Here is a 21,754-nt window from a genome sequence, read left to right on the forward strand (position 1 = left end):
TACATTTCTCCAATACTTGATATGTATACCAATGAGATTATCTCTTACGACTTATCCTTAAGTCCTAATTTAAAACAAATATATAATATGTTAACAAAAGCATTTAATAAATTTCCAAAACTAAACAACTTAATATTACATTCAGATCAAGGTTGGCAATACCAACATAAATATTATATAAATGAACTTAAGAAACATGGTATAATTCAATCAATGTCAAGAAAAGGTAATTGTTATGATAACTCAATTATAGAAACTTTTTTTGGAAGATTAAAGAATGAAGTTTATTATGGTTACGAAAAGAGCTATAGCTCTTTTGAAGAATTTTCGGAAGCAATAGAAAAATATATCTATTATTACAATAACGAAAGAATTCAGGAGAAAACAAAATGGATGCCACCTACAAGATATAGGTTAGCATCCACTACAACTAATAATTAAATATTGTGTCCAGTTTTACGGGTACTACATCATAAATCCTTGCAATTTTTTATTGGAAAAATAAATGTTCAATTAAAATTTTAAATCCTAAAATTATTAAAATTATTCCTCCAACAAGTTCTGATATTTGCTTACTTCTCATTCCTAATTTGTTTCCGATTTTAAAGGCTACAGAAGAGAGGAGAAAAGTTGTAAATCCTATTATTAAGCTTGATGAGAAAATATTTACATCTAAAAATGCGAATGATACTCCAACTGCCATGGCATCAATGCTGGTTGCTATACCAAGAGAGAGTAAAGATTTTAAGCTTAGGCCGTGGCTTATTTCACAGCTTGCATCCCTTGATTCTTTTATCATTTGAAAACCAATTATAAATAATAAAACAAAGGCAACCCAATGATCAATGGCCTTGATTGAATTTGCAAAACTTGCTGCAAGAAAATATCCCAAAATAGGCATTAGTCCTTGAAATATTCCAAAGCAAAGACCAATACTAAGAGTATCTTTGATTGTTGTTTCTTTTATTTGAAGACCTTGGCAGATACTTGCTGCAAAAGCATCCATACTAAGACCTATGGCTAGTATTAAAATTGAAAAAAGACTCATTATTACTCCTTAAATTTCTTGAAAAAATGTCAACGAAAAATTATACTTGTTATTTCTTTATAAGCAAATAGAAGGCCTTAGCCTTCTATTTCGATTATTTTTTGTATTATTGGTTGATCTTTAATGTCATCATACCTATTTGAATCAATGTTTATATCAGGATTTGTTTTTTCTATTTCATTTATATAACCTGACTCTGTTAATCCAATTTCTTTTGGAAATCTTAATACATATCCTGAATTTGGTAAATCAATTTGCAAAGGATCAGTTCCAATTCCATCACCCTTGCTTTGACTTCCAACTAAAGTTGCAAGTTTTGTTTCTTTACAAAAAGATGCAAGCATTTCAGCAGAAGAATATACGGTTGAATCTATAAGCAAATAAATATGGCCCTTAAATTTTATAGAATCTTCACTAGGATTAACTAAAATTGGATAGTTAGTATAATAGTCAAATTTTGAAAGAATTTCCTTTGTTTCATTTGAAAAATTACTTTCATTTAAAAATTCGCTAACTCCTTCCTTGTATTTTTCTTGACTTATGACCTTCTTGTTCAAATCTCCATTTTTAATAAAGGAATAGTAGTTTGTTGAATAAGGCTTGTCAATTATACTTGGAAGAAGAAAATCTTGCCAATACCTAGAATCTCCACCAGTATTTCCTCTAATATCAATAATCAAAGCCTTTTTATTTTTATTTTTTTAAGGTAGGATTTGATCTTTTTGTGGTCTTTTTTAGAATAGTCATAATTAAGCATGGAATTTATTTTTATATAGGCAAGGTCCTTATTAATTTCTTTGGTGCTTATATTTTCTTCATTTAAATTTTCTATATTAGAAAATCCTTCCTTAGATTTTCCAACTAGGATATCTTTTTGATTTATTTTTGACATTATCTCGTATTGGTTGTATTCCAAATAATTATTTATTTTTTTATTATCTAGCCTATATCTTCTTCTTACATTTTCTTTCTCATAAATATGACTTATATCATGGCGCCAATCATTTTCTGGCATCTTATAATAGTTTATATACATATAGACAGCTTGGTTTTGGTCAATTAATTGGGTGTGGTCATTGTTAAGCTCGTATAGGATTTTATTCATCCTCAAACTAAAATCCACATCATTTTTTGAATTTCCAATGTATTTTCTATAGGAATCTTTCTTTTCTAGCCAGTCAATATTATTTACCTTCTTATTTATATCAAAATAAGGGTAATAAGTTTCCAAAATATTATAGGCAAAATCAAAATCTTCCAAGTATTGGTCTTTTGATAAATCCTCTATTTTTTTATCTTCAAGACTAGGCAGGTCAATTTTATTTGCATTTTTGGGACTTGTAAAATTTAAAAAAGTAAGAATAAGTAAAATTGAAATTACAGCAAAAGTAAAAAATCTTCTTTTTTTCATCTAATATCCTTTCCTTTTCTAATTATAACAAATAAAAAAAATCTTTTATAGCTTTCTTATAGAAACAAGGTAGGGAGGATTATTGATTTGATTATAAAAATCATATTTGATAACTTGAAATAATTTTTGATCTAAACTTTTCAAAAATTCTCCAACATATTTAGCCTCACTTTTCCCCTCATCATGACCTGGATAAAAAGTCATTAAAATAAGACCATTTTTATTTAAAAGTTTTAAAGAAGATTTTAAAGAGCCTATGACTGACTTATAATTTGTAGTTATAGACTTATCTCCCTTTGGCAAAAAACCAAGATTATAAATAAAAAGGTCTATTTTTTCACTTATATAATTTTCTATATTTTTATGGTCATCTAGGATAAATTTAAAATTATTATTATTTCCAATAAGATCTAGGGTATTTTTCCTCGCCAAATCTTGGATATCAAAAGCATACAAAATTTGTGGATTTTTCTTATCCAAGATAAATTTTGAATCGTATCCATTTCCAGCTGTCATATCGCAGGCATTAATCTTATTTCCTATCCTATTTTCTATAATATAATGGGAAAGTTTTACTGGGTTATTTATAATTTCATCAATATATTTCATGGTTTCTCATATCCTTACCGTTAATATCTCTAAAAAATCTTGAATCAGCCTCTTCTTTTCTTATTTTTATCCCCATCCTATGCATCTCATTTAATTTGAAAATCATAAGATTCACATTTACATTATAAATTGATGCAAGCTGGTTGTAAGTATAGCCTTCTTTTATATCCTTTAATAACTGATTTTCATCCAAAAGAAGGTGGGCTGCAAAAATATTTGCACACAATTCCATCTCACTGTTTATGTCAAAAAGTTCATACTCAATTAGGTTTTCATTTTTTGCCATGTCCCTATGATAGATATCATGGCCCAATTCATGGGCAAAAACCATATTTTGAATTCTTTTATCAACAAAGGGATTATAAAAAACAAAGGAATTTCTTTTTATGATTTTATACATGCCTAAAAGTTTGGTATTTTCCTTAAAGGCAATTATATTTACCCCTCTTTGGATTAAAATTTCCCTAGGATCCCTGCTATCATATTTTTTAATTAAATTTTTTACATCCTCATAAATTTGATCATACAAAAAAGACATAGTTTCACCTAATCCTTGTGGGGATTATATTTTTTATTTTTATTTTTTGCTATATAGTAAGCCTCTTGGATAGAATCTAGGATTGCTTTTTTATCTTTTTCATCAATTTCTCCACCAGCCATAAGGCCGATTACCCCATCAACCATTTCCTTGGCGTCTTTTGCTCCCTTATAACCATATTTTTCCCTAGCATCAAGAATAAAATTATCCTCATCAGTTACAAGGTAATCATGGCTAGTATCTAAAACTTCTGCAAGCTTATCATAAACCTTCCTATATCTTGGCTTTGATTCTCCCATTTCATATCTTGAGATTGTTTTTAAAGAAACGCCAACAAGCTTTGCAAGCTGATCTTGAGTCAAATTTTTACTTTCTCGAAGTTGTCTTAACTTAGTTCCAAAACTCATATTTTCTCCTTTTTTAAAAGACACTCAAAGACTTAGAGTCGTTAAAAGTCTTGACAAAAGACATTAAGCGTCTTAAAATCTAATTAAGTCATTCACTGTCATAATTATACAATAAGAGTCATTTAAGTTCAAGGAGGAAAAAATGCTTAGAACAATCCTACATTCAGATATGAATTCTTGTTATGCATCAATCGAGGCAAAATTAAATCCAAAATTAAAAAATAAGGCCATGGCAGTTTGTGGAGATCCAAGAAATAGGCATGGGATAATTCTCGCAAAAAGTCAGGAGGCAAAAATTATGGGGGTAAAAACAGGAGAGGCGATTTGGCAGGCGAAAATTAAATGTCCAAATTTAATTTTAGTTCCTCCTCATTACGAAAAATATTTAGAATTTTCAAGAAAGGCCAGAAAAATTTACTATTCCTATACAAATAGGGTGGAGCCTTTTGGCCTTGATGAATGTTGGCTTGATGTAAGCGAAAGTTTAAAACTTTTTGGAAGTGGGGAAGAAATTGCAAATCAAATAAGAGAAAGGATGAAAAAAGAATTGGGAATTACTGTAAGTGTTGGAGTTTCTTTTAATAAAGTATTTGCAAAACTCGGTTCGGATTTAAAGAAACCTGATGCAACAACTTTAATAAAAAAAGAAAATTTTAAAGAAATAGTCTGGCCTCTTGATATTTCTTCAATAATAGGCATTGGAAAAGCAACAAAAAGAAAATTAAATGGAATAGGAATTTATAGTTTGGGAGATCTTGCCAAAACAGATTCTGATGCAATAAGGGGAATTTTGGGCATAAATGGTCTGTACTTATGGCAATACGCAAATGGTCTTGATGATAGGCCGGTAAAAGATTATTCTTATAGGGAAGTTATAAAAACAATAGGAAATTCATCGACTCTTGTGGAAGATTTGTACACTAATGAGGAAGTTTATAACATTTTTCAAATTTTATCTTTAAATGTTTCCAAAAGATTAAGGGAGGCTAATCTTTCTTCTATGGGGGTAAATATTTTTGTTAGGGATAATAATTTATTTTCCTATGAATTTCAAAGTCCAATAAATAATCCCACCCAATCTTCAATAATTCTTTCAGAAAAAGCAATAGATCTTTTTAAGAAAAAATATAAGTGGAATTTTCCCATAAGGGCACTTGGGATTAGGGCTATAAATTTGGTTGATGATAAAATTCCTGCCCAAACTGATATTTTTTCAGATTATAAAAAAATTATAAAAAAAGAAAATCTGGATAAGGCAATTTATGATATAAGAAAAAAATATAATAAGGATGTTTTAACATTTGCCTCTTTAAAAAATAATAAAAAAATTTCCAACAGATAAGACAGAAATAGTAACTCTTCCAAATGGAAGGATTAGATAAAATAGGATGTAAGTCCTATTTTTTATTTGAAAAAATTTAATAAATTTCTTAAAAACAAAAAATACATCTTTAATTTTCAAAAAAACTATGGTATGATTATTTTACATTCAAGTTGGGAGAATAATGATGAGATTTATTTTTAAAGTTAAAAAATTTGTAAATACAATTTTATCTATGAAAAAAATAGAAAGGCTAAGACCTTTTTGCGTTTTTTTATGCCCAAATATGTCTATGGATGTAGTATTGTTTTGTCAGGGAAGCTAATTAATAATTAGCTTCCCTTTTCTTGTCTTTAATTTAGACTGAAATCTTAAAATTATAATATGGAGGGAAGAATGAGAGCTTTAATATCTGTTACAGATAAAAAAGATGTTGAAAAACTTGCTAAGGGATTGGATCAACTAGGCGTTGAAATTGTATCTACTGGTGGTACATACAAAAAAATTGTAGAAAATGGAGTAGATGCAAAAGAAATTGAGGAAATAACAAATTTTCCAGAAATTTTAGATGGTAGGGTAAAGACCCTATCTCCTTATGTTCATGGTGGAATTCTTTACAAAAGAGATGACGAAAATCATAAAAAAACTGTTGCTGAAAATAATATTAAAGATATTGATATAGTTGTTGTAAATTTATATAAGTTTGAAGAATCTTTAAAGACTAATGACATTGACAATATTATAGAAAATATTGATATAGGGGGACCAACTTTAATAAGGTCTGCTGCAAAAAATCACAAAGATTGCATTATTTTAACTGATCCTAGTGATTATGATGAATTTTTGGATAAATTAGAAAAAAATGATCTTGATTTAGAATATAGAAGATATTTGGCTATGAAGGCATATTCTCTTACAGCTTATTATGATAGTGTAATTTCAAGATTTTTTAAAGATTTGACTAAAAAAGATTGCCAATACAAAACTTACGGTCTTAGAAAAATTGAAGATTTAAGGTATGGAGAAAATCCAAGTCAAAGTGCAAGTCTTTATGAAGATACCTATGCAAAGGGCCTTTTGAAAGATATAGAAATTTTACATGGAAAGGCAATGAGTTTTAACAATTACAATGACTTAAATGTTGCCTTAGAACTTGCCAAAGAACTTGGTGAAAATTCTTGTGTTGCTTTGAAACACCAATCACCTTGTGGTGCTGCTATTGGAGAAAATGCCTTTGATGCTTACAAGAAAGCATACGAAGCTGATTCCCTATCAATTTTTGGTGGAATTGTTGCTTTAAATGGAGTAGTCGATGAAAAAACTGCAAGTATGATGAGTGAAATTTTCCTTGAAATTGTTGCAGCAAACGACTTTACAAAAGAGGCTTTGGAAATTTTATCTAAAAAGAAAAATATCCGTCTAATAAAAGTTGACCTTTCAAAAGATTTTGTAAAAGAAGATGTAAAATATTTGGAAGGAAAAGTTTTGGTTCAAGATAGGGACACAAAAGAAGATGACTTTGAAGTTGTAACTGATATAAAACCAGATAAAAAAGATATAGATGATTTAAAATTTGCCATGACTGTTGTAAAATACACCAAGTCAAATGCAATTGTAATTGTTAAAGATGGAAAAACTTTGGGAGTTGGTTGTGGACAAACTTCAAGAATTTGGGCCCTAGAATCAATCAAAAACAACCACCCAGATGTTGACTTTACTGATTCTATTATGTCTTCAGATGCCTTTTTCCCATTTGATGATTGCGTAGAATTTGCCCACAAAATTGGAGTAAAATCAATCATCCAACCAGGTGGATCAATTAGGGATAAGGATTCAATTGACAAATGTAATGAGTACAAAATGTCCATGGTATTTACAAATAATAGACACTTTAGACATTAAGGATATGATATGAAAAAGTCAGTTAAAAGAATTTATGTAAGAAAAAAAGACAGGTTTGATTATAAGTCTAAGGAAGTAAAAAAAGAAATCGAAAATCTTTTAAAAATAAAAGTAGAAAAATTAAACATTTATAATAGGTATGACCTTCAAATAAGCGATGAAAATTTGGATAAGGCAATTAATAATGTCTTATCCGAAAGAAATCTTGACTATGTTTATGCCAAAGATGAGGCAAAAAAACTTGAAAATTCTTTTGAGTCTGCCCTTGCAGTTGAATATCTTCCGGGTCAATTTGATCAAAGAAGACAAGGGGTTATCGATACCTTAAATTTAATTTTGGATGAAAAAACAGATTGTAAAACTGCAACAGTTTATGAATTTTCAAAATTAAATGAAAATGATCTTAGAAAAATTGAAAATTATCTAGTAAATCCAGTTGATAGCCACAAGATTGATTTAAAAGAAATGCCAGAAAGCTTGGATATAAAAAGGGAAAAAAATCTTGAAAATGAAGTTTATAATGGATTTATAGATTATTCTGATGAGGAAATTTCAGATTTTCTTAAAGATCATGACCTTGCCATGGATGATAATGATTTAAAAATGGTTAGGGATTATTTTAAAAAAGAAAATAGGGATCCAAATGAAACAGAAATAAAAATTTTAGATACCTATTGGTCAGACCATTGTAGACATACAACCTTTAATACAAATCTTGATATAGATATAAAGGCAAAAACATCTCTTGATAAGGCTATAAAAAATTCTTTTGATAAGTATTTGAAAATTAGAGATGAACTTGATATCAAAAAACCGATAAATCTTATGAGCTTTGGTACAATTCTTACAAAATATATGAGAAGTAGAAATGAATTTGATGATTTGGAAGTATCAAGTGAGATAAATGCCTGTTCAGTTTATGTAAAAGTTAGGGTTGAAAAAGACGGCAAGGAAAGTCTTGAAGATTATCTCTTGATGTTTAAAAATGAAACCCACAACCACCCAACAGAAATAGAGCCTTTTGGTGGGGCGTCAACCTGTCTTGGTGGGGCAATTAGAGATCCACTTTCAGGAAGAAGTTATGTCTACCAAGCTATGAGAATAACTGGGGCTGGAAATATTTTAGAAGATGTTGATAAGACAATGGAGGGGAAACTTGCCCAAAGAAAAATTTCAAAACTTGCTGCCAAGGGTTATTCTTCTTATGGAAATCAAATCGGTCTTGCTACAGGATTTGTAAAAGAAATTTTCCACGAAGGCTACAAGGCAAAAAGAATGGAATGTGGGGCAGTTATAGCAGCAGCTCCAAAAGAAAATGTAAAAAGACTTACTCCAAAAGCTGGTGATATAGTTTTATTAATTGGAGGAAGAACTGGAAGAGATGGAATTGGTGGGGCAACAGGCTCATCAAAATCACACAAAATTACTTCAATAAAAACAGAATCAGCCCAAGTTCAAAAAGGAAATGCTCCAGAAGAAAGAAAACTTCAAAGACTATTTAGAAGAGAAGAAGTTTCAAAATTAATAAAAAAATGTAATGATTTTGGGGCAGGAGGAGTTTCAGTTGCCATTGGAGAATTATATGATGGAATTGATATAGATCTTTCAAAAGTTAAGCTAAAATATGCTGGCCTTAAGCCATCAGAAATTGCGATTTCAGAATCTCAAGAAAGAATGGCAGTTTTAATTGATAAAAATGATAGGGAAGAATTTGAAAGATATTGTAGGGAAGAAAATATAGAAACAGCTCTAGTAGGTGTGGTTACTGACACAAATAGGATGAGAATGTTCTATGATGACAAAAAAATTGCAGATATTTCCTATGATTTCATAAATACAAATGGAGCAGATAGAAGTGCAAAAGTCGAATTTGTAAGTGAAGATGTTCCAAAATATTTGACAGAAAAATCTTCTGATCCAAAATATTTTTATGAGAAAATAAAAAATTTAAATGTAATTAGCCAAAGAAATCTAATAGAAATTTTCGATTCTACAATTGGACAAAATACAGTTTTACAACCTCTTGGAGGGAAAAAACAAGTAAACCCATCCCAAGCTATGGTTGCAAGAATTCCTGTACTTGATGGAGTTTCAAAAACAGCATCTATTATGACTTATGGATTTGATCCATTTATTTCAGAAAAAAGTCAATATTTAGGTGGATATTATGCAGTTATTGAATCAATTGCCAAAATTGTTTCTGTTGGTAGTGATTTAGAAAAAATAAGATTATCCTTCCAAGAATTTTACGAAAAAATGGACAATAGTAAAGCTTGGTCCAAACCTTTAAAATCACTTTTGGGAGCCTTTGAAGTAACAAACTTTTTCAAAATGCCTCCAATTGGTGGAAAAGATTCAATGAGTGGTAATTTTGAAAATTTGAAAGTTCCACCAACTTTAATTTCATTTGCTACAACAACAGAAGATATTGAAAATATAAAATCTAATGATTTAAAAGGAAAAGGCAAAATTGGCCTTGTTAGGGCAAAATACAATTTAGATATGACTCTTGACCTTGATTATTACAAAAACTTGTTGGAAAAATTAATAAAAGCAATGAGAGAGGGGAAAATAATTACAAGTATTGCCCTTGATAATAAGGGAATATTGGCAAATATTTATGAACAAGCCCTTGGAAATTCTAACTTCACTCTAGATTTTGACAATTTATATAATCCTTTATTTGGGTCTTTTGTGGTTGAATATGTAGAAGATTTAGATTTTGTTGAAAAAATTGGAGAATTTTCTGATGATTTAATTGTAAACGGAGAAAAATTAGATACAGAAAAATTAGAAAAATCATATTTAAATGAATTAGACCAAATATTTGCTCCAAAAGAAGAAATTCCTTATGAAAAAATCGACCAAAAAGAAATGCAAGTTTCTTTAAAATCTAAAAATCCAGTAGAGAAGGTAAAAGTTTCAATTCTTGCTGTAACAGGAACAAATTGCGAATGGGATACAAGAAAAGTATTTGAAAAATATGGTGCAGAAGTTAAGATTAATTTATTTAAAAATTTAGATAAAAAATCCATAGAAGAATCTATTGAAAATTTGGCAAAATCTATTAAATCTTCACAAATTTTTGCCATACCTGGAGGATTTTCTATGGCAGATGAACCAGATGGGTCTGGTAAATTTTTGGCAAATATTATAAGAAATGAAAAAATAAAAGATGCCATTGAATATATGCTTGATGAAAATGATGGATTAATTATAGGAATTTGTAATGGCTTCCAAACTTTAATAAAAACAGGCCTTCTTCCTTATGGAAAAATAAAAGAAATTGAAGAAGACGACCCATCATTAACTTATAATACAAACGATAGACATATATCAACTTTTGTAGATACAAAAATATTAAATAACAAGAGCCCATGGACAAGAGGATTAGATTTAGATAAAATATATAAAATACCTATATCACATGGAGAAGGTAGGTTTATTGTAAATGAAGAAAAATACAAGGACTTACTAGAAAATGGACAAATATTTTCTGTATATGATACAAATCCAAACGGGTCTGATTATAATATAGAAGGAATTTTATCAAAAGATGGTAAAATTTTAGGAAGAATGGGCCATGTTGAAAGATTAGATTCAGACTTATACAAAAATATCTACCATATAGAAGAACAAAAAATATTTGAAAATGCAATTAATTATTTTAAAAAATAGGAGGATTTATGCAAATTATTGGAGAAGGTTTAACATTTGATGATTTATTATTAGTTCCAGGACCATCAGAAGTCCTACCAAACGAAGTTTCATTAAAAACAAATCTAACAAAAAAAATTAAATTAAATATACCATTAATGTCAGCATCAATGGATACTGTAACTGAATCAAAAATGGCAATTGCTATGGCAAGACAAGGTGGAATAGGAATAATCCACAAAAATATGTCAATCGAAGAACAAGCCAAAGAAGTTGACAGGGTAAAAAGAAGTGAACATGGAGTAATTACAGATCCATTTTATTTAGAGGCTGATAATATTTTAAAAGAAGCTTTAGAAATCATGGCAAACTATAGGATAAGTGGTGTTCCAATAGTTGATGATCAAATGACTTTAAAAGGAATTTTGACAAACAGAGATGTAAGATTCCAAAATGATGAGAATGTAAAAATAGATGATATCATGACAAAAGATGGTCTTATTGTTGGTCATGTTGGAATTTCTATGGAAGATGCCGTTAAAAAAATGGAATCAGGAAAAGTAGAAAAACTCCCAATAGTCGATGATGATTATAAATTAAAGGGTCTAATTACAATTAAAGATATAGAAAAATCAAGACAATATCCAAACTCTGCAAGAGATGAGCATGATAGATTATTAGTTGGAGCTGCAGTAGGAATTACCCAAGATATGATGGATAGAATTGATGCTTTGGTAGAAGCAAAAGTTGATGTTGTAACTGTAGATACAGCTCATGGCCATTCAAAAGGAGTAATGACTGCAATTAAAAAAATTAAAGCAAAATATCCAGATCTTCAAGTAATAGCAGGAAATGTTGCTACAGGAGAGGCTGCAAAAGATTTAATAGAAGCAGGAGTAGATGCAGTAAAGGTTGGTATAGGACCAGGATCTATTTGTACAACAAGAGTTGTAACAGGAGTTGGTGTTCCACAAATTTCTGCAATAATTGATTGTGTAAAAGCTGCAAAAGAATACGAGATTCCTGTAATAGCTGATGGTGGTATAAAATATTCTGGAGATATAACAAAGGCTCTAGCTTGTGGAGCAAGTGTAATAATGGCAGGATCCTTATTTGCAGGAACAGAAGAATCCCCAGGAGAAACAATTGTATTTGAAGGAAAACAATACAAAGAATATAGGGGAATGGGATCACTTTCAGCAATGAAATCGGGATCAAGTGATAGGTATTTCCAAAATGAAACCAAAAAATTTGTACCAGAAGGAGTAGAAGGAAGAGTTGCCCTAAAAGGATATGTTGGCGATGTAATCTATCAATTATTAGGAGGACTTCGTTCTGGTATGGGATATGTTGGAGCTGCAAATTTAAATGAATTAGAAGAAAAATCAAAATTTGTAAAAATTTCTCCAGCAACCCTTGTAGAAAATCACCCACACGATATTCAAATAACTAGAGAATCACCAAACTATACAAAAAAATAATAAGTAAAAGATTGGTTTTTGTCCAATCTCAGAGCGTAGACAAACCCTCAAGCACGAATATCGGACTCCAAAAATTGTTGATTTCTAAATTTTAAAATTCTAAAATCGCAAACTCGAGCTAAGCTCTCGAACAGTGCGATTTTTGACGAATTTTTAAATTTGAAATCAAACCAATTTTTTACGTATGATATTCTTAGCATGAGGATTTGCATACTTTGTCAACAGTCTGAGATTGGATTTTATTCCAATCTTTTATTTTGTTTTATTTTAGGGTAATAATATATAAAGAAGAAATTTAGGGGGAAATTATGTTAGATCTAACAAAACTAATTGTTGAATACTACCAAGGTAAAAATTTATCAATAGAAGAAATAGCTGACCAAATGGATAGAGCCAAGGTTGAGGTAATTGAAAATTTTTTGGATAATAAATTATACGTTAAAAAAAGAAACGGAAAAATCGAATTATTTGATGTAGAAAAAATATCTAGGTCTATAAAAAATGCAGCAAGAAATGGAAATATTGAACTAAATACTTCAGATATATCTATATTAAAAAATGATTTAGAAAAAATAATCAAGAAAAATCATCACAGAATTTTACCTACAGCAACTATAAAAGAATATGTAGAAAATATCTTAGAAGAAGATGGTTACAAAAAAGTATTAGAAAGCTATACATCATATATTAAAAGCAAATAAAATGAGCCTAGAAAGGCTCACAGAACGTAGACAAACCCTCAAGCACGAATATCTGACTCCAAAAATTGTTGATTTCTAAATTTAAAAATTCTAAAATCGCAAACTCGCTAACGCTCATACAGTGCGATTTTTAACGAATTTTTAAATTTGAGATCAAATCAATTTTTTCCGTATGATATTCTTAGCATGAGGATTTGTGTACTTTATCAACAGTCTATGAGCCTAGAAAGGCTCATTTTATTTTTCTATTACTTATATTATTAAAATGACTAGAGTATCTCGTACAGCTTTAACTACTTCGGTCGTGATAGTTTCAAGTTTATTGATTTCCAATTTCCTTTCGATTCGAGTAATAATTTTCAGCAATAGTTCTAATATAGTCCGTCCTTTCAGTAATTACTAGGTTGCTCTTATCGATTTCTCTAAAAATATTTTATATAGTTATTTTTGAGTTAGAATCAATTCGATTTTTGCTTTGAAACGATTATTCATAAAGTAAAAATATAGAATCTGAATAACTAATAATACTAAAGCAATCATAATAGTTTGCTTCCATATGGAGGCTGCAAGTAAATAGGATAACATGTTAACCGCAAAAATCGTATTGACTATCGCAAATAGAAGGGGTGCAAAGAATAAGATTGTAAATTGCTTGCGTTGCACTTCTTGGATTTTATTAATAGATAATCCAATTTTAAAGAGGTTAGTATATGTGGGACTAGATCCTCTAATATTACTTAATAGACGGAAATAAATTAAGCTTCCCGCTGCAAGAATAAAGATTACACTTAGCATAATTCCAATGTACGTTAAAACTTGATACGTATATCTTTCTAAATCAACTCTTTCAATTTTTTGTATCAAGAGGAAATCATTGCCTTCAGAACGACCAGACCCTAAAATTTCTCTATTAACTGTTGCTGCTTGCCTTGCTTGTTCATCTGTAGTAGTATCTGAAAAATGATACAAAAAGGCTGTTTGCTTATGTTCGTATATTTGTGCTAATTGGCTAAAAAGCTCATGATTTACTACATAAATGTCTCTGTAACGGTAAGAATCAAAAATGTTCGGGCGATTATCGACAATAGTAATTGTTATTTTATCAGTTATAGAAATTTTTTCTTGAGAACCTCCATTTGATAGTGATACCACTTCATTGCCAGTCAGTTCTATTTTTTCATTCTCATTAGACGCACTATTGTAGTCTTCTTGAGAAATGATAATCTCTCTCCCGTTATCGCCTTTTTGTAAAATAGGTACACTATTTAACTGAAAAGATATTCCAGCTTCACTGAGGTTAGAATTAATAAACTCTATGTTATCTTCTTCTTTTTCATTCGGCTGAAACGAAAAATAAGAAATATCAAATGGAGTTGTTTCGGAAACTTCATCGGCAGCAGTAGAGTTTAAGGCAATAGTTCCAATAGTAGTAATAAAAGCTACAGTTAATAGCAATGCTGAAATAAACATGGTTTTTGAATTACTGGATAATCGATATCTTAACTCAGAAACCCATAATGCTCTCGTATCTTTCAGATAGTATTCTTCGTTTCTTCTTACTTTGTCTGTAAAATACTTAGAGAATTGAGTGAAAAATAAGAACATGCCAATTGTTACCAATCCACCAATTAAAATGTGTAATATATCTGAGTTTTGAAGAGTATTGAGCAAATCAAAATCCTGTGGTATTAATCTATTGATTAGATGAATATTTGCTAGGGCGTACCCCAAGAGAATTAAGATTATAGCCGTGATAGATAAAAAACGAGAATATCTTATACTGCCATATTCATTCTGGTTTACATCTAGTAAGTTATATATTGGTCTTTTTAATATAACTTGTGATCTGAAGAATGCAATCAAAAAGAATAAAATACTAAAAGCAACAATTGTAACAATGATTGATTCGATAGGGAAATAAAAGGAGATTGAGCTTAGATTAATTATATTTGCCATCAACAAGACCAGTATATGTCCAAACGCTAATCCGAGAAGTATCCCTACTATTATAGCTGAAAATCCAATTATCATATTTTCTATGATAATTAGTCGACGCAGTTGTTTTTTCGACATTCCCATCATAAGTAAAACACCAAACATATTTTCACGTCTAGCTAAAAATGAATTTATTGATAATCCTAAGAAGAATATCGCAAACAACACAACTATTACTTGCGCAGACCCCATAATGGTTGCAACTGCTCCTGGACCTTGATTAAGTTCAGGGTGAAACTGATTTACTGAAAAGATAAAAAAGACAAATACAGTAAATATACAACTTAACCAATAGCCAATGTAGGTTTCTTTATCCCTTATTATATTATTTTTAGCAAAATCTCGGAGATTCATTTTACACACCTCTAATTACACTAAGAACATTGAGAATATTTTCTCTATATTCTATAAGATCCTTCCCTTTACGGATTTCATTATAAATTTTTCCGTCCTTTATAAATATGACTCTTTGACTATATGTTGCTGTTTCAACATCATGTGTTACCAAAAAAGTAGACATTCCATAGTTACGGTTAAGGTTTTCAAAAATTTTCATAACTTCTTCAGAATTAACAGAATCCAAGTTTCCCGTCGGCTCGTCTGCCAGTAATAATTCCGGTTGATGGACAATAGCTCGTGCAATCGCTGTTCTTTGAGCCTGTCCTCCTGAAATTTCTTGCGTACGTTTATTTAATATATGTGAAATACCTAAGGATTCAGCTACCTTCTCTGATTTTTCATGCATAGATTTAACTTCCTCATTCTTAAACATCAAAGGTAGCATAATATTTTCTCTTACCGTTAATGTTTCAACAAGGTTAAAGTCTTGAAAAACAAATCCTAATGTATTACGTCTAAATAATGCTGCTTCTTCATCATTAAGATTAGCTGTGTTTCTTCCTGCAACAAAAACACTTCCAGAGGTAGCAGGTAAAATACCAGAAATAATATTCAATAAAGTTGATTTTCCGCTTCCAGAAGGTCCCATAATTGCGACAAACTCACCCTTTTGAGTAGTTAAGGAAATATTATCAAGACCCTTTGACTTAACTACATCTCCATACACATGACTCACGTTATTTAGTTCTAATAAATTCATTTCTATCACTCCTTTATTCATATATTAAAAGATTATTTTTAATTATAATATCGAGAAAAATAAAAAAAGATGACAGTTTTGTCACCTTTTCCTCTCAATCAAAATATATAGTGAATTTCGTTCCTTTTGACTGTTCAGATTCAACTTTAATCTTATGCCCTAATTGCTCTAGAATTTGTTTAACTAAATAAAGTCCTATACCCGAGGAGTTATTATTAGTACGTCCATTTTTTCCAGTAAAATATAGATCAAATATACGAGGAATATCTTCCTTTATAATTCCTACACCTGTATCACTAATCTCTAAACAACACTTATTATCTATTTGCTTTATGTTAAAAATGATTTGATCTGTTGGATTAGAAAATTTTATAGCGTTATGGACTAATTGATCAATGATAAAATCTAACCATTTTTTATCACTCAGCACAGTTGGGATAGTATTTTCTATATGCACTTTAGGAAATACTTTGTTTTGAATAAACAATCGCTTATTTTGGTTGATTATTCTATTTATACTTTCAATTAAGTTTATTGGCTCAATTTTTAGGTCTCTGTCTACTGCCTCTAATCTTGCTAAGTTCAAAATGTTGTTGAGCTGCTTATCTATTTGATCCAACTCAACTAATAGTTGCATGTTCTCTTCGTTATGATTTCTGTTCTGCAGTGCTAGACGCATTGAACTGATTGGAGATTTCATTTGGTGTACCCATTGAACAATATAAGTTCTCCATTCACTATTTTTATTTTTATAATTTTCGATTTCACTCAAGAATTGATTATAATTTTGATTTTCATGCTTAATAAAAGAATCAGTGAACAAATCAGTACCTTGTAGCTTTTTTTTCATACTTCTTAAATTTGAAGATGGTATACTTAAAGTTTTATATACTGTAGCTTTCTTGTAATAACGTACGGTAAGAAATATAAAAAGAATGAATAAAGATAAAAAGAACATATAAATCATCAGTTGTGAACTAAGAGATTCTCCACTTAACCAAATTATAAGTAATATAAATATAAAATTAATTACATATAATAAAATAAAACTCAAATGGTCTTTTATGAATAACTTCATCTACCATCTTCCTCTGCCACTAATTGATATCCAAAAGTACGAATTGTACGTATGCCAATAGGCAACTGATTATCGTCTATTTTTCTTCTGATTCTTCTTATATTTACATTCAAGGTATTTTCCTCTACAAAATTATTTTCATCCCAAACTTCAAAAAACAATTCATCTCTGGATACAGAGTTGGGGTATTTTTCAATCAATTTTTTGAGTATTTTCAGTTCTGTAATAGATAAATCAATTTGATTATCGCCAGCTAACAGCTGTTGCCTGTCCTTATCCAAGATAATATTGCCAACTTTTAATTGTTCATTTATAGTACTTGCCGATAATTCTCCAAATGCACGTCGAAGCAAACTATTAATTTTTGCGATTAAAAATTCGCTATCAAAAGGTTTGGTAATGTAATCATCTGCTCCATATTCCAGAGCCATAATTTGATCCATATTACTATCTCTTGAAGAAATTATCATAATAGGATTCGATGTTATTTTCCTGATTTTACGACACCAATAAAATCCATTATAGTAGGGTAAATTAATATCTAAAATTATTAAACTAGGCTTTGTGTCCACTACAATGTCTTCGATATTTTCAAAATCATCTAAAATTGAAGAACGGAAATTATATTTTTCTAATACATTCATAATACTTTTAGCTAAAGCAAAATCATCTTCTATTATCAATATGCTATATACCAAATTTTCACCTTCTTACTTTAAAATTCTTATAACAGTTATCTTTTTAGCCTTCTCAAAATTTTGAATTTTTAATAAGTACTAATAAATTTACTTATTAACCATTATAACAGTTTCTATTACTTAATATATATTAATTATTCTACTTGTGCAAAACACCTCTTAAATTTAATATAAAAAAAACTAAATTTATAACTCATTTGAACAAATAGAAATCTCATATCTTAAGGATAAATTCACCAACATGGCTATAGATCTAGATAGATACAAAGTAAAAAATATCAATGATCCAAACCATGGAAATGTAACAGAATAAAAAGAATCAGAGTTGTAAGATTTTATAGAGTATTCAAAAATAATCCTTGATATACTAGTGTATAAACTATTTGTTTCTATAGTTGATAGAACACTAAAAGAATCAAGTGAAAATAATAATGATGATAAAGAACTATTCTATATCTTTCTATAGAAAGAGGAAAGTCAAATAGATTGATAGAGGCAAAATGCAAAAGAACAGATGAAGGTTTTGTAGTATTAAAAAATAGTATGATAGAAATTATAGATTCTGTTGCCATTCCAAAATCAATTAAAGAGTTGAGAAAGGAATACATAAATAAAAATGAGATTATTGATGGTAGAATAAGCAAGAACTATTTATTCAATAGTTCATCCTATGCAGCTGCCTTTGTTTTAGGAACTAACGCAAATGGGAAAACGCATTGGAAAACAGAAAATGGTATAAGTTTAAAAGACTTAGAAGAAAATGAAATGAAGTAGTAATAACAGGTTCTATACGATATTGGATTGCAATATTATCTTTTTATATACCTTTTAATGGTTATAACAAGAAGGTGTGCATAACTCTAAAATAATGGTAACAAAATTCACGTATTAAATTGTATCCAAATATAAAGAGTTTGAGATCCATCATAGAGGAGCATATTAATACTCATCAATTCAATAATTATATTTAGGCCTATTGATATTTTAAAGAAGAAATATCAATAGGCTTTTTTGTGCACTTAAGTGAGTTGAGCGAACTAAAGAGAGCGAAACAAAAAACCACCTGCTATGCAGGTGGATGGATTTTACACTGACCAAATAAGTATAAAGGAATACTATGACCCGTTTACGGGAGAGTCAGTAAATAAAAACAAATAAAAAAACTGCTTAAGCAGTAGTTGGGAAAGTGGTGCATGTGATGGAATACTCGACAGCCCCAATTGGGGCGTGCCGGTATTCGTGCCTTATAGGCGCTGTATAAACTACCAGCTAAGCTGGTAGTTTTGATTAAATTATAAATTCAAAAAGTTTCATAGCTAGAGGCATTATTATTACTGCTGTAATCCCAGCAACAGCAATTGATAAACCACTCATAGCTCCTTGTACTTCTCCCATAAGTCTTGCTTGGCTTGTGCCAACTGCATGAGAAGAAGTTCCTATTGCAACTCCTTGGGCAACCGGATCTTTTATTTTAAATATTTTCATTACAAGTGGTGCAAAAACAGCCCCACTTACTCCTCTTATTACAACTGCTATTGCAGTAAGTCCTATAATTCCTTGGTATTCATCAGAAAGAGAAATAGCTATTGCTGTTGTAACAGATTGAGGCAATAAACTTGAAATCAAATTCCTATCTATTTGAAATATTTTTGATAAAAACATAGCAATAATAAATGAGAAAATTGTTCCAGAACCCACACCAACAAAAATTGGGATTATATTTTTTTTCAAAGTCTCAATATTAGCATAAAGATCTAAAACCATAGCAACTGTGGCAGGAGCAATAAAAAAGGCTATGAAGTCACCTCCTTTTTTGTAATACTCATAGTCAATTCCTGTTATAGATAAAAATCCTATAATTAAAAGTATAGCTATAAGAAGAGGATTTGCTAAGGGTGTTTTTAATTTTTGATTTATCCATTTACCAATTTCGTAGGCTGCAAATGATAAGATTATACCAAAATATTGATTATCTAGCATTTTTCCTCCTTTGTAAAAATTGTACAAGAAGACCAGTAAGGGCCATGGTAATAATAGTTCCCAAAATAACTATAATTATTATTTGAAAAATATTTCCCTTTATTAAATCAAGATGGGCAAGAACTCCAACACCTGCAGGTACGAATAAAAAGGCTAAGTTTTTAAGTATTCCATCAGAAGTTTGCTTTATATCCTCACTTTTGAGTATGTTAAAATGTAGGGCTATAAAAAGATAAATCATTCCATAAACAGGTTCTGGTATGGGATAATTTATTAAACTTCTAGTAATAGCCCCTAAAAATAAGCATATACAAAGGATGACAAATTCCTTTAAATAGTTCATTTTATTCACCTAATAAGGCAATTACTTTGTCAGGATTCAAAATCATATTTGGATCAAATGCTTTTTTGATTCCTCTCATTATTTCTATATTTGTATCTCCTTCAAAACTCTTTAGGTATTTTTTCTTTCCGTTTCCTATTCCATGTTCACCAGAAATTTTTCCACCTAAATCATAAGCTTTTTTGTAGATTACATCCATAAACTTATCAACTTCATCTTTAAATTGATCAATCTTATCTTCTTCATTTGATAAGGTATATATATGTAAGTTTCCATCTCCAGCATGGCCAAATGATTTAACATCGAACATATAAGATTCTCTTTCAGCATTAACAAAATTAATATATTCTGCAATCTTTGTAACAGGAACAACAACATCACATTCATCTAAAAGTTTATTTTGAGTTTCAATTGCTTCAAGGAATGAACTTCTTGCAGCCCAAGCATCTCTGATTGCATTTGGAGTATCAGCTACCAAAACATCAATAGCTCCATTATCAACTAAAACTTCAGCAGCTTGTTCAAGGGTATTATCGATTAGATCTTCATCATCTCCATCAAAAGTAATTAACAAATATGCTCCAACATCAATTCCCTCCATTTGTTTAGGGAAAGTTTCTTTTCCTATGTATTTTTCACTAGCTATAACAATATCTCTTTCCATAAATTCTATAGCTTGAGGATTTAAATTATTTTGGAATAACTTTGGAACTGTAGAAATACAAGCATCCAAGTCTTCAAAAGGAACAATTAAAGAAACAGTATGTTTTGGATTAGGAACAATTTTTAAAGTAAGTTCAGTAATAATTCCAAGTGTTCCTTCACTTCCGACCATCAAATCTTTTAGAGAATAACCAGTAGAAGATTTAGAAACAATAGAACCAAAAGTAGTAATTTCACCAGTAGGGAGAACAACTTCCATTTTTCTAACATAATCACGAGTTGTACCATACTTAACTGCACGCATACCACCTGCATTTAATGAAACATTTCCACCAAGAGTAGCATTTTTTTCGCCTGGATCTGGTGGATATAAATATCCTTTATCAAGACATTCTTGAGCTAAGGTACTTAATAAAACACCAGGTTCAACTCTTACTACCATGTTGTCTTCATCAAATTCCAAAATTTTATTCATAGCTTGCATATTAATCATTACACCATTTTTAATAGCAACACCAGCACCAGTTAAACCACTGCCAGCTCCTCTTGCAATTACTGGAATTTTATTTTCATTACAAATTTTCATAATTTCTGATACATCTTCCTTACAAGTTGCATCAATCAAAACATCCGGAATTCCTTGTCCATAAATAGGCATTTCATCATGAAAGAAATCTTCATTAATTTCTTCACCTACATAAACTTTTCCCTTAACGGCTGATTTAATTTTTTCAATAATTTCATTATTGATTTTGTTATATTCCATATTTCCTCCTAAAATTATGTAAATTAACAAAGTAACTTAGCTTACTATGTTAAATTT

Annotated in this window: 20 protein-coding genes; 7 read left to right on the forward strand and 13 right to left on the reverse strand. The window is 29.8% G+C overall.

Features of this window, described 5'->3' with window-relative positions; all coding sequences use genetic code 11:
* Positions 1–441: IS3 family transposase (locus ANHYDRO_RS08860; protein WP_004815885.1), on the forward strand; the 441-nt coding region annotated here is incomplete at its 5' end.
* Between the two features lie 49 nt (positions 442–490).
* On the opposite strand, the gene ANHYDRO_RS08865 is transcribed toward ANHYDRO_RS08860, so the two are convergent.
* The 6 genes from ANHYDRO_RS08865 to ANHYDRO_RS08885 all read right to left on the reverse strand — a co-directional run bounded on the left by ANHYDRO_RS08865 (position 491) and on the right by ANHYDRO_RS08885 (position 4,013).
* Positions 491–1,048, reverse strand: a complete 558-nt coding sequence (locus ANHYDRO_RS08865) for a manganese efflux pump MntP (RefSeq protein WP_004815886.1) — start codon at positions 1,046–1,048, stop codon at positions 491–493.
* A 77-nt stretch (positions 1,049–1,125) separates the two neighbouring features.
* The gene (locus ANHYDRO_RS10960; RefSeq protein WP_004815887.1) at positions 1,126–1,728 is read right to left on the reverse strand and encodes a S41 family peptidase; all 603 of its coding nucleotides are present in this window, start codon (positions 1,726–1,728) and stop codon (positions 1,126–1,128) included.
* Positions 1,725–2,459, reverse strand: coding sequence for a S41 family peptidase (locus ANHYDRO_RS10965; protein ID WP_004815888.1), 735 nt, complete (start codon positions 2,457–2,459; stop codon positions 1,725–1,727). Before ANHYDRO_RS10965 ends, ANHYDRO_RS10960 begins: the two co-directional genes overlap by 4 nt.
* 45 nt (positions 2,460–2,504) lie before the next feature.
* Positions 2,505–3,068 (reverse strand): tRNA 5-(aminomethyl)-2-thiouridylate-methyltransferase MnmM, encoded by a 564-nt coding sequence (gene mnmM, locus ANHYDRO_RS08875; protein ID WP_004815889.1) that lies wholly within the window; start codon positions 3,066–3,068, stop codon positions 2,505–2,507.
* Positions 3,055–3,606: an ImmA/IrrE family metallo-endopeptidase gene (locus tag ANHYDRO_RS08880; protein ID WP_004815890.1), complete on the reverse strand. Its 552-nt coding sequence runs from the start codon at positions 3,604–3,606 to the stop codon at positions 3,055–3,057. Before ANHYDRO_RS08880 ends, mnmM begins: the two co-directional genes overlap by 14 nt.
* An 8-nt stretch (positions 3,607–3,614) precedes the next feature.
* The gene (locus tag ANHYDRO_RS08885; protein WP_004817132.1) at positions 3,615–4,013 is read right to left on the reverse strand and encodes a helix-turn-helix domain-containing protein; all 399 of its coding nucleotides are present in this window, start codon (positions 4,011–4,013) and stop codon (positions 3,615–3,617) included.
* 142 nt (positions 4,014–4,155) lie between these two features.
* Here ANHYDRO_RS08885 and dinB point away from each other — a divergent pair, with 142 nt between their 5' ends.
* From dinB to ANHYDRO_RS08910, 5 genes are all read left to right on the forward strand, one after another.
* Positions 4,156–5,355, forward strand: a complete 1,200-nt coding sequence (gene dinB / locus ANHYDRO_RS08890) for a DNA polymerase IV (RefSeq protein ID WP_004815892.1) — start codon at positions 4,156–4,158, stop codon at positions 5,353–5,355.
* A gap of 375 nt (positions 5,356–5,730) precedes the next feature.
* The gene (gene purH / locus ANHYDRO_RS08895; RefSeq protein WP_039914539.1) at positions 5,731–7,236 is read left to right on the forward strand and encodes a bifunctional phosphoribosylaminoimidazolecarboxamide formyltransferase/IMP cyclohydrolase; all 1,506 of its coding nucleotides are present in this window, start codon (positions 5,731–5,733) and stop codon (positions 7,234–7,236) included.
* A 9-nt stretch (positions 7,237–7,245) separates the two neighbouring features.
* On the forward strand, positions 7,246–10,914 hold the full coding sequence (locus tag ANHYDRO_RS08900; RefSeq protein ID WP_004815895.1) for a phosphoribosylformylglycinamidine synthase: 3,669 nt from the start codon (positions 7,246–7,248) through the stop codon (positions 10,912–10,914).
* Positions 10,915–10,922: 8 nt separating this feature from the next.
* Positions 10,923–12,374, forward strand: a complete 1,452-nt coding sequence (guaB, locus tag ANHYDRO_RS08905; RefSeq protein WP_004815896.1) for an IMP dehydrogenase — start codon at positions 10,923–10,925, stop codon at positions 12,372–12,374.
* A gap of 308 nt (positions 12,375–12,682) precedes the next feature.
* Complete coding sequence (locus ANHYDRO_RS08910; RefSeq protein ID WP_004815897.1) at positions 12,683–13,075, forward strand: ATP cone domain-containing protein; 393 nt, start codon at positions 12,683–12,685, stop codon at positions 13,073–13,075.
* Between the two features lie 441 nt (positions 13,076–13,516).
* On the opposite strand, the gene ANHYDRO_RS08915 is transcribed toward ANHYDRO_RS08910, so the two are convergent.
* The 4 genes from ANHYDRO_RS08915 to ANHYDRO_RS08930 form a co-directional block, all read right to left on the reverse strand.
* On the reverse strand, positions 13,517–15,424 hold the full coding sequence (locus ANHYDRO_RS08915; RefSeq protein ID WP_004815898.1) for an ABC transporter permease: 1,908 nt from the start codon (positions 15,422–15,424) through the stop codon (positions 13,517–13,519).
* A 1-nt stretch (position 15,425) separates the two neighbouring features.
* Positions 15,426–16,169 carry an ABC transporter ATP-binding protein gene (locus ANHYDRO_RS08920; RefSeq protein ID WP_039914543.1) on the reverse strand — a complete coding sequence of 248 codons (744 nt, stop codon included), beginning with the start codon at positions 16,167–16,169 and terminating at the stop codon, positions 15,426–15,428.
* Between the two features lie 94 nt (positions 16,170–16,263).
* Entirely contained in the window at positions 16,264–17,247 is a 984-nt protein-coding gene (locus ANHYDRO_RS08925; RefSeq protein ID WP_004815900.1) for a sensor histidine kinase, read from the reverse strand.
* Positions 17,244–17,930 (reverse strand): response regulator transcription factor, encoded by a 687-nt coding sequence (locus ANHYDRO_RS08930; protein WP_004815901.1) that lies wholly within the window; start codon positions 17,928–17,930, stop codon positions 17,244–17,246. The genes ANHYDRO_RS08925 and ANHYDRO_RS08930 overlap by 4 nt, the downstream gene beginning before the upstream one ends.
* A 501-nt stretch (positions 17,931–18,431) precedes the next feature.
* Here ANHYDRO_RS08930 and ANHYDRO_RS10970 point away from each other — a divergent pair.
* Positions 18,432–18,719, forward strand: a complete 288-nt coding sequence (locus ANHYDRO_RS10970; RefSeq protein WP_004815902.1) for a DUF4357 domain-containing protein — start codon at positions 18,432–18,434, stop codon at positions 18,717–18,719.
* Positions 18,720–19,232: 513 nt separating this feature from the next.
* On the opposite strand, the gene ANHYDRO_RS08940 is transcribed toward ANHYDRO_RS10970, so the two are convergent.
* Genes ANHYDRO_RS08940 through ANHYDRO_RS08950 form a run of 3 tightly spaced genes read right to left on the reverse strand, consistent with a single transcriptional unit; the run spans position 19,233 to position 21,697 of the window.
* Entirely contained in the window at positions 19,233–19,925 is a 693-nt protein-coding gene (locus ANHYDRO_RS08940) for an LrgB family protein (protein WP_004815903.1), read from the reverse strand.
* Entirely contained in the window at positions 19,915–20,268 is a 354-nt protein-coding gene (locus ANHYDRO_RS08945) for a CidA/LrgA family protein (protein WP_039914550.1), read from the reverse strand. The genes ANHYDRO_RS08940 and ANHYDRO_RS08945 overlap by 11 nt, the downstream gene beginning before the upstream one ends.
* Position 20,269: 1 nt before the next feature.
* Positions 20,270–21,697, reverse strand: a complete 1,428-nt coding sequence (locus ANHYDRO_RS08950) for an FAD-binding oxidoreductase (protein ID WP_004815905.1) — start codon at positions 21,695–21,697, stop codon at positions 20,270–20,272.
* Positions 21,698–21,754: the final 57 nt, after the last annotated feature.

The sequence above is a fragment of the Anaerococcus hydrogenalis DSM 7454 genome (assembly GCF_000173355.1).
GTDB lineage: Bacteria > Bacillota > Clostridia > Tissierellales > Peptoniphilaceae > Anaerococcus > Anaerococcus hydrogenalis.

Coding starts and splice junctions, on each gene's coding strand:
- ANHYDRO_RS08865 (WP_004815886.1), bottom strand. CDS start 1,048: ATGAGTCTTTTTTCAATTTTAATACTAGCCATAGGTCTTAGTATGGAT.
- mnmM (WP_004815889.1), bottom strand. CDS start 3,068: ATGAAATATATTGATGAAATTATAAATAACCCAGTAAAACTTTCCCAT.
- ANHYDRO_RS08940 (WP_004815903.1), bottom strand. CDS start 19,925: ATGCTAGATAATCAATATTTTGGTATAATCTTATCATTTGCAGCCTAC.
- ANHYDRO_RS08880 (WP_004815890.1), bottom strand. CDS start 3,606: ATGTCTTTTTTGTATGATCAAATTTATGAGGATGTAAAAAATTTAATT.
- ANHYDRO_RS08915 (WP_004815898.1), bottom strand. CDS start 15,424: ATGAATCTCCGAGATTTTGCTAAAAATAATATAATAAGGGATAAAGAA.
- ANHYDRO_RS10965 (WP_004815888.1), bottom strand. CDS start 2,459: ATGAAAAAAAGAAGATTTTTTACTTTTGCTGTAATTTCAATTTTACTT.
- ANHYDRO_RS08950 (WP_004815905.1), bottom strand. CDS start 21,697: ATGGAATATAACAAAATCAATAATGAAATTATTGAAAAAATTAAATCA.
- guaB (WP_004815896.1), top strand. CDS start 10,923: ATGCAAATTATTGGAGAAGGTTTAACATTTGATGATTTATTATTAGTT.
- ANHYDRO_RS08945 (WP_039914550.1), bottom strand. CDS start 20,268: ATGAACTATTTAAAGGAATTTGTCATCCTTTGTATATGCTTATTTTTA.
- ANHYDRO_RS08910 (WP_004815897.1), top strand. CDS start 12,683: ATGTTAGATCTAACAAAACTAATTGTTGAATACTACCAAGGTAAAAAT.
- ANHYDRO_RS08920 (WP_039914543.1), bottom strand. CDS start 16,169: ATGAATTTATTAGAACTAAATAACGTGAGTCATGTGTATGGAGATGTA.
- ANHYDRO_RS08885 (WP_004817132.1), bottom strand. CDS start 4,013: ATGAGTTTTGGAACTAAGTTAAGACAACTTCGAGAAAGTAAAAATTTG.
- ANHYDRO_RS08900 (WP_004815895.1), top strand. CDS start 7,246: ATGAAAAAGTCAGTTAAAAGAATTTATGTAAGAAAAAAAGACAGGTTT.
- dinB (WP_004815892.1), top strand. CDS start 4,156: ATGCTTAGAACAATCCTACATTCAGATATGAATTCTTGTTATGCATCA.
- ANHYDRO_RS08925 (WP_004815900.1), bottom strand. CDS start 17,247: ATGAAGTTATTCATAAAAGACCATTTGAGTTTTATTTTATTATATGTA.
- purH (WP_039914539.1), top strand. CDS start 5,731: ATGAGAGCTTTAATATCTGTTACAGATAAAAAAGATGTTGAAAAACTT.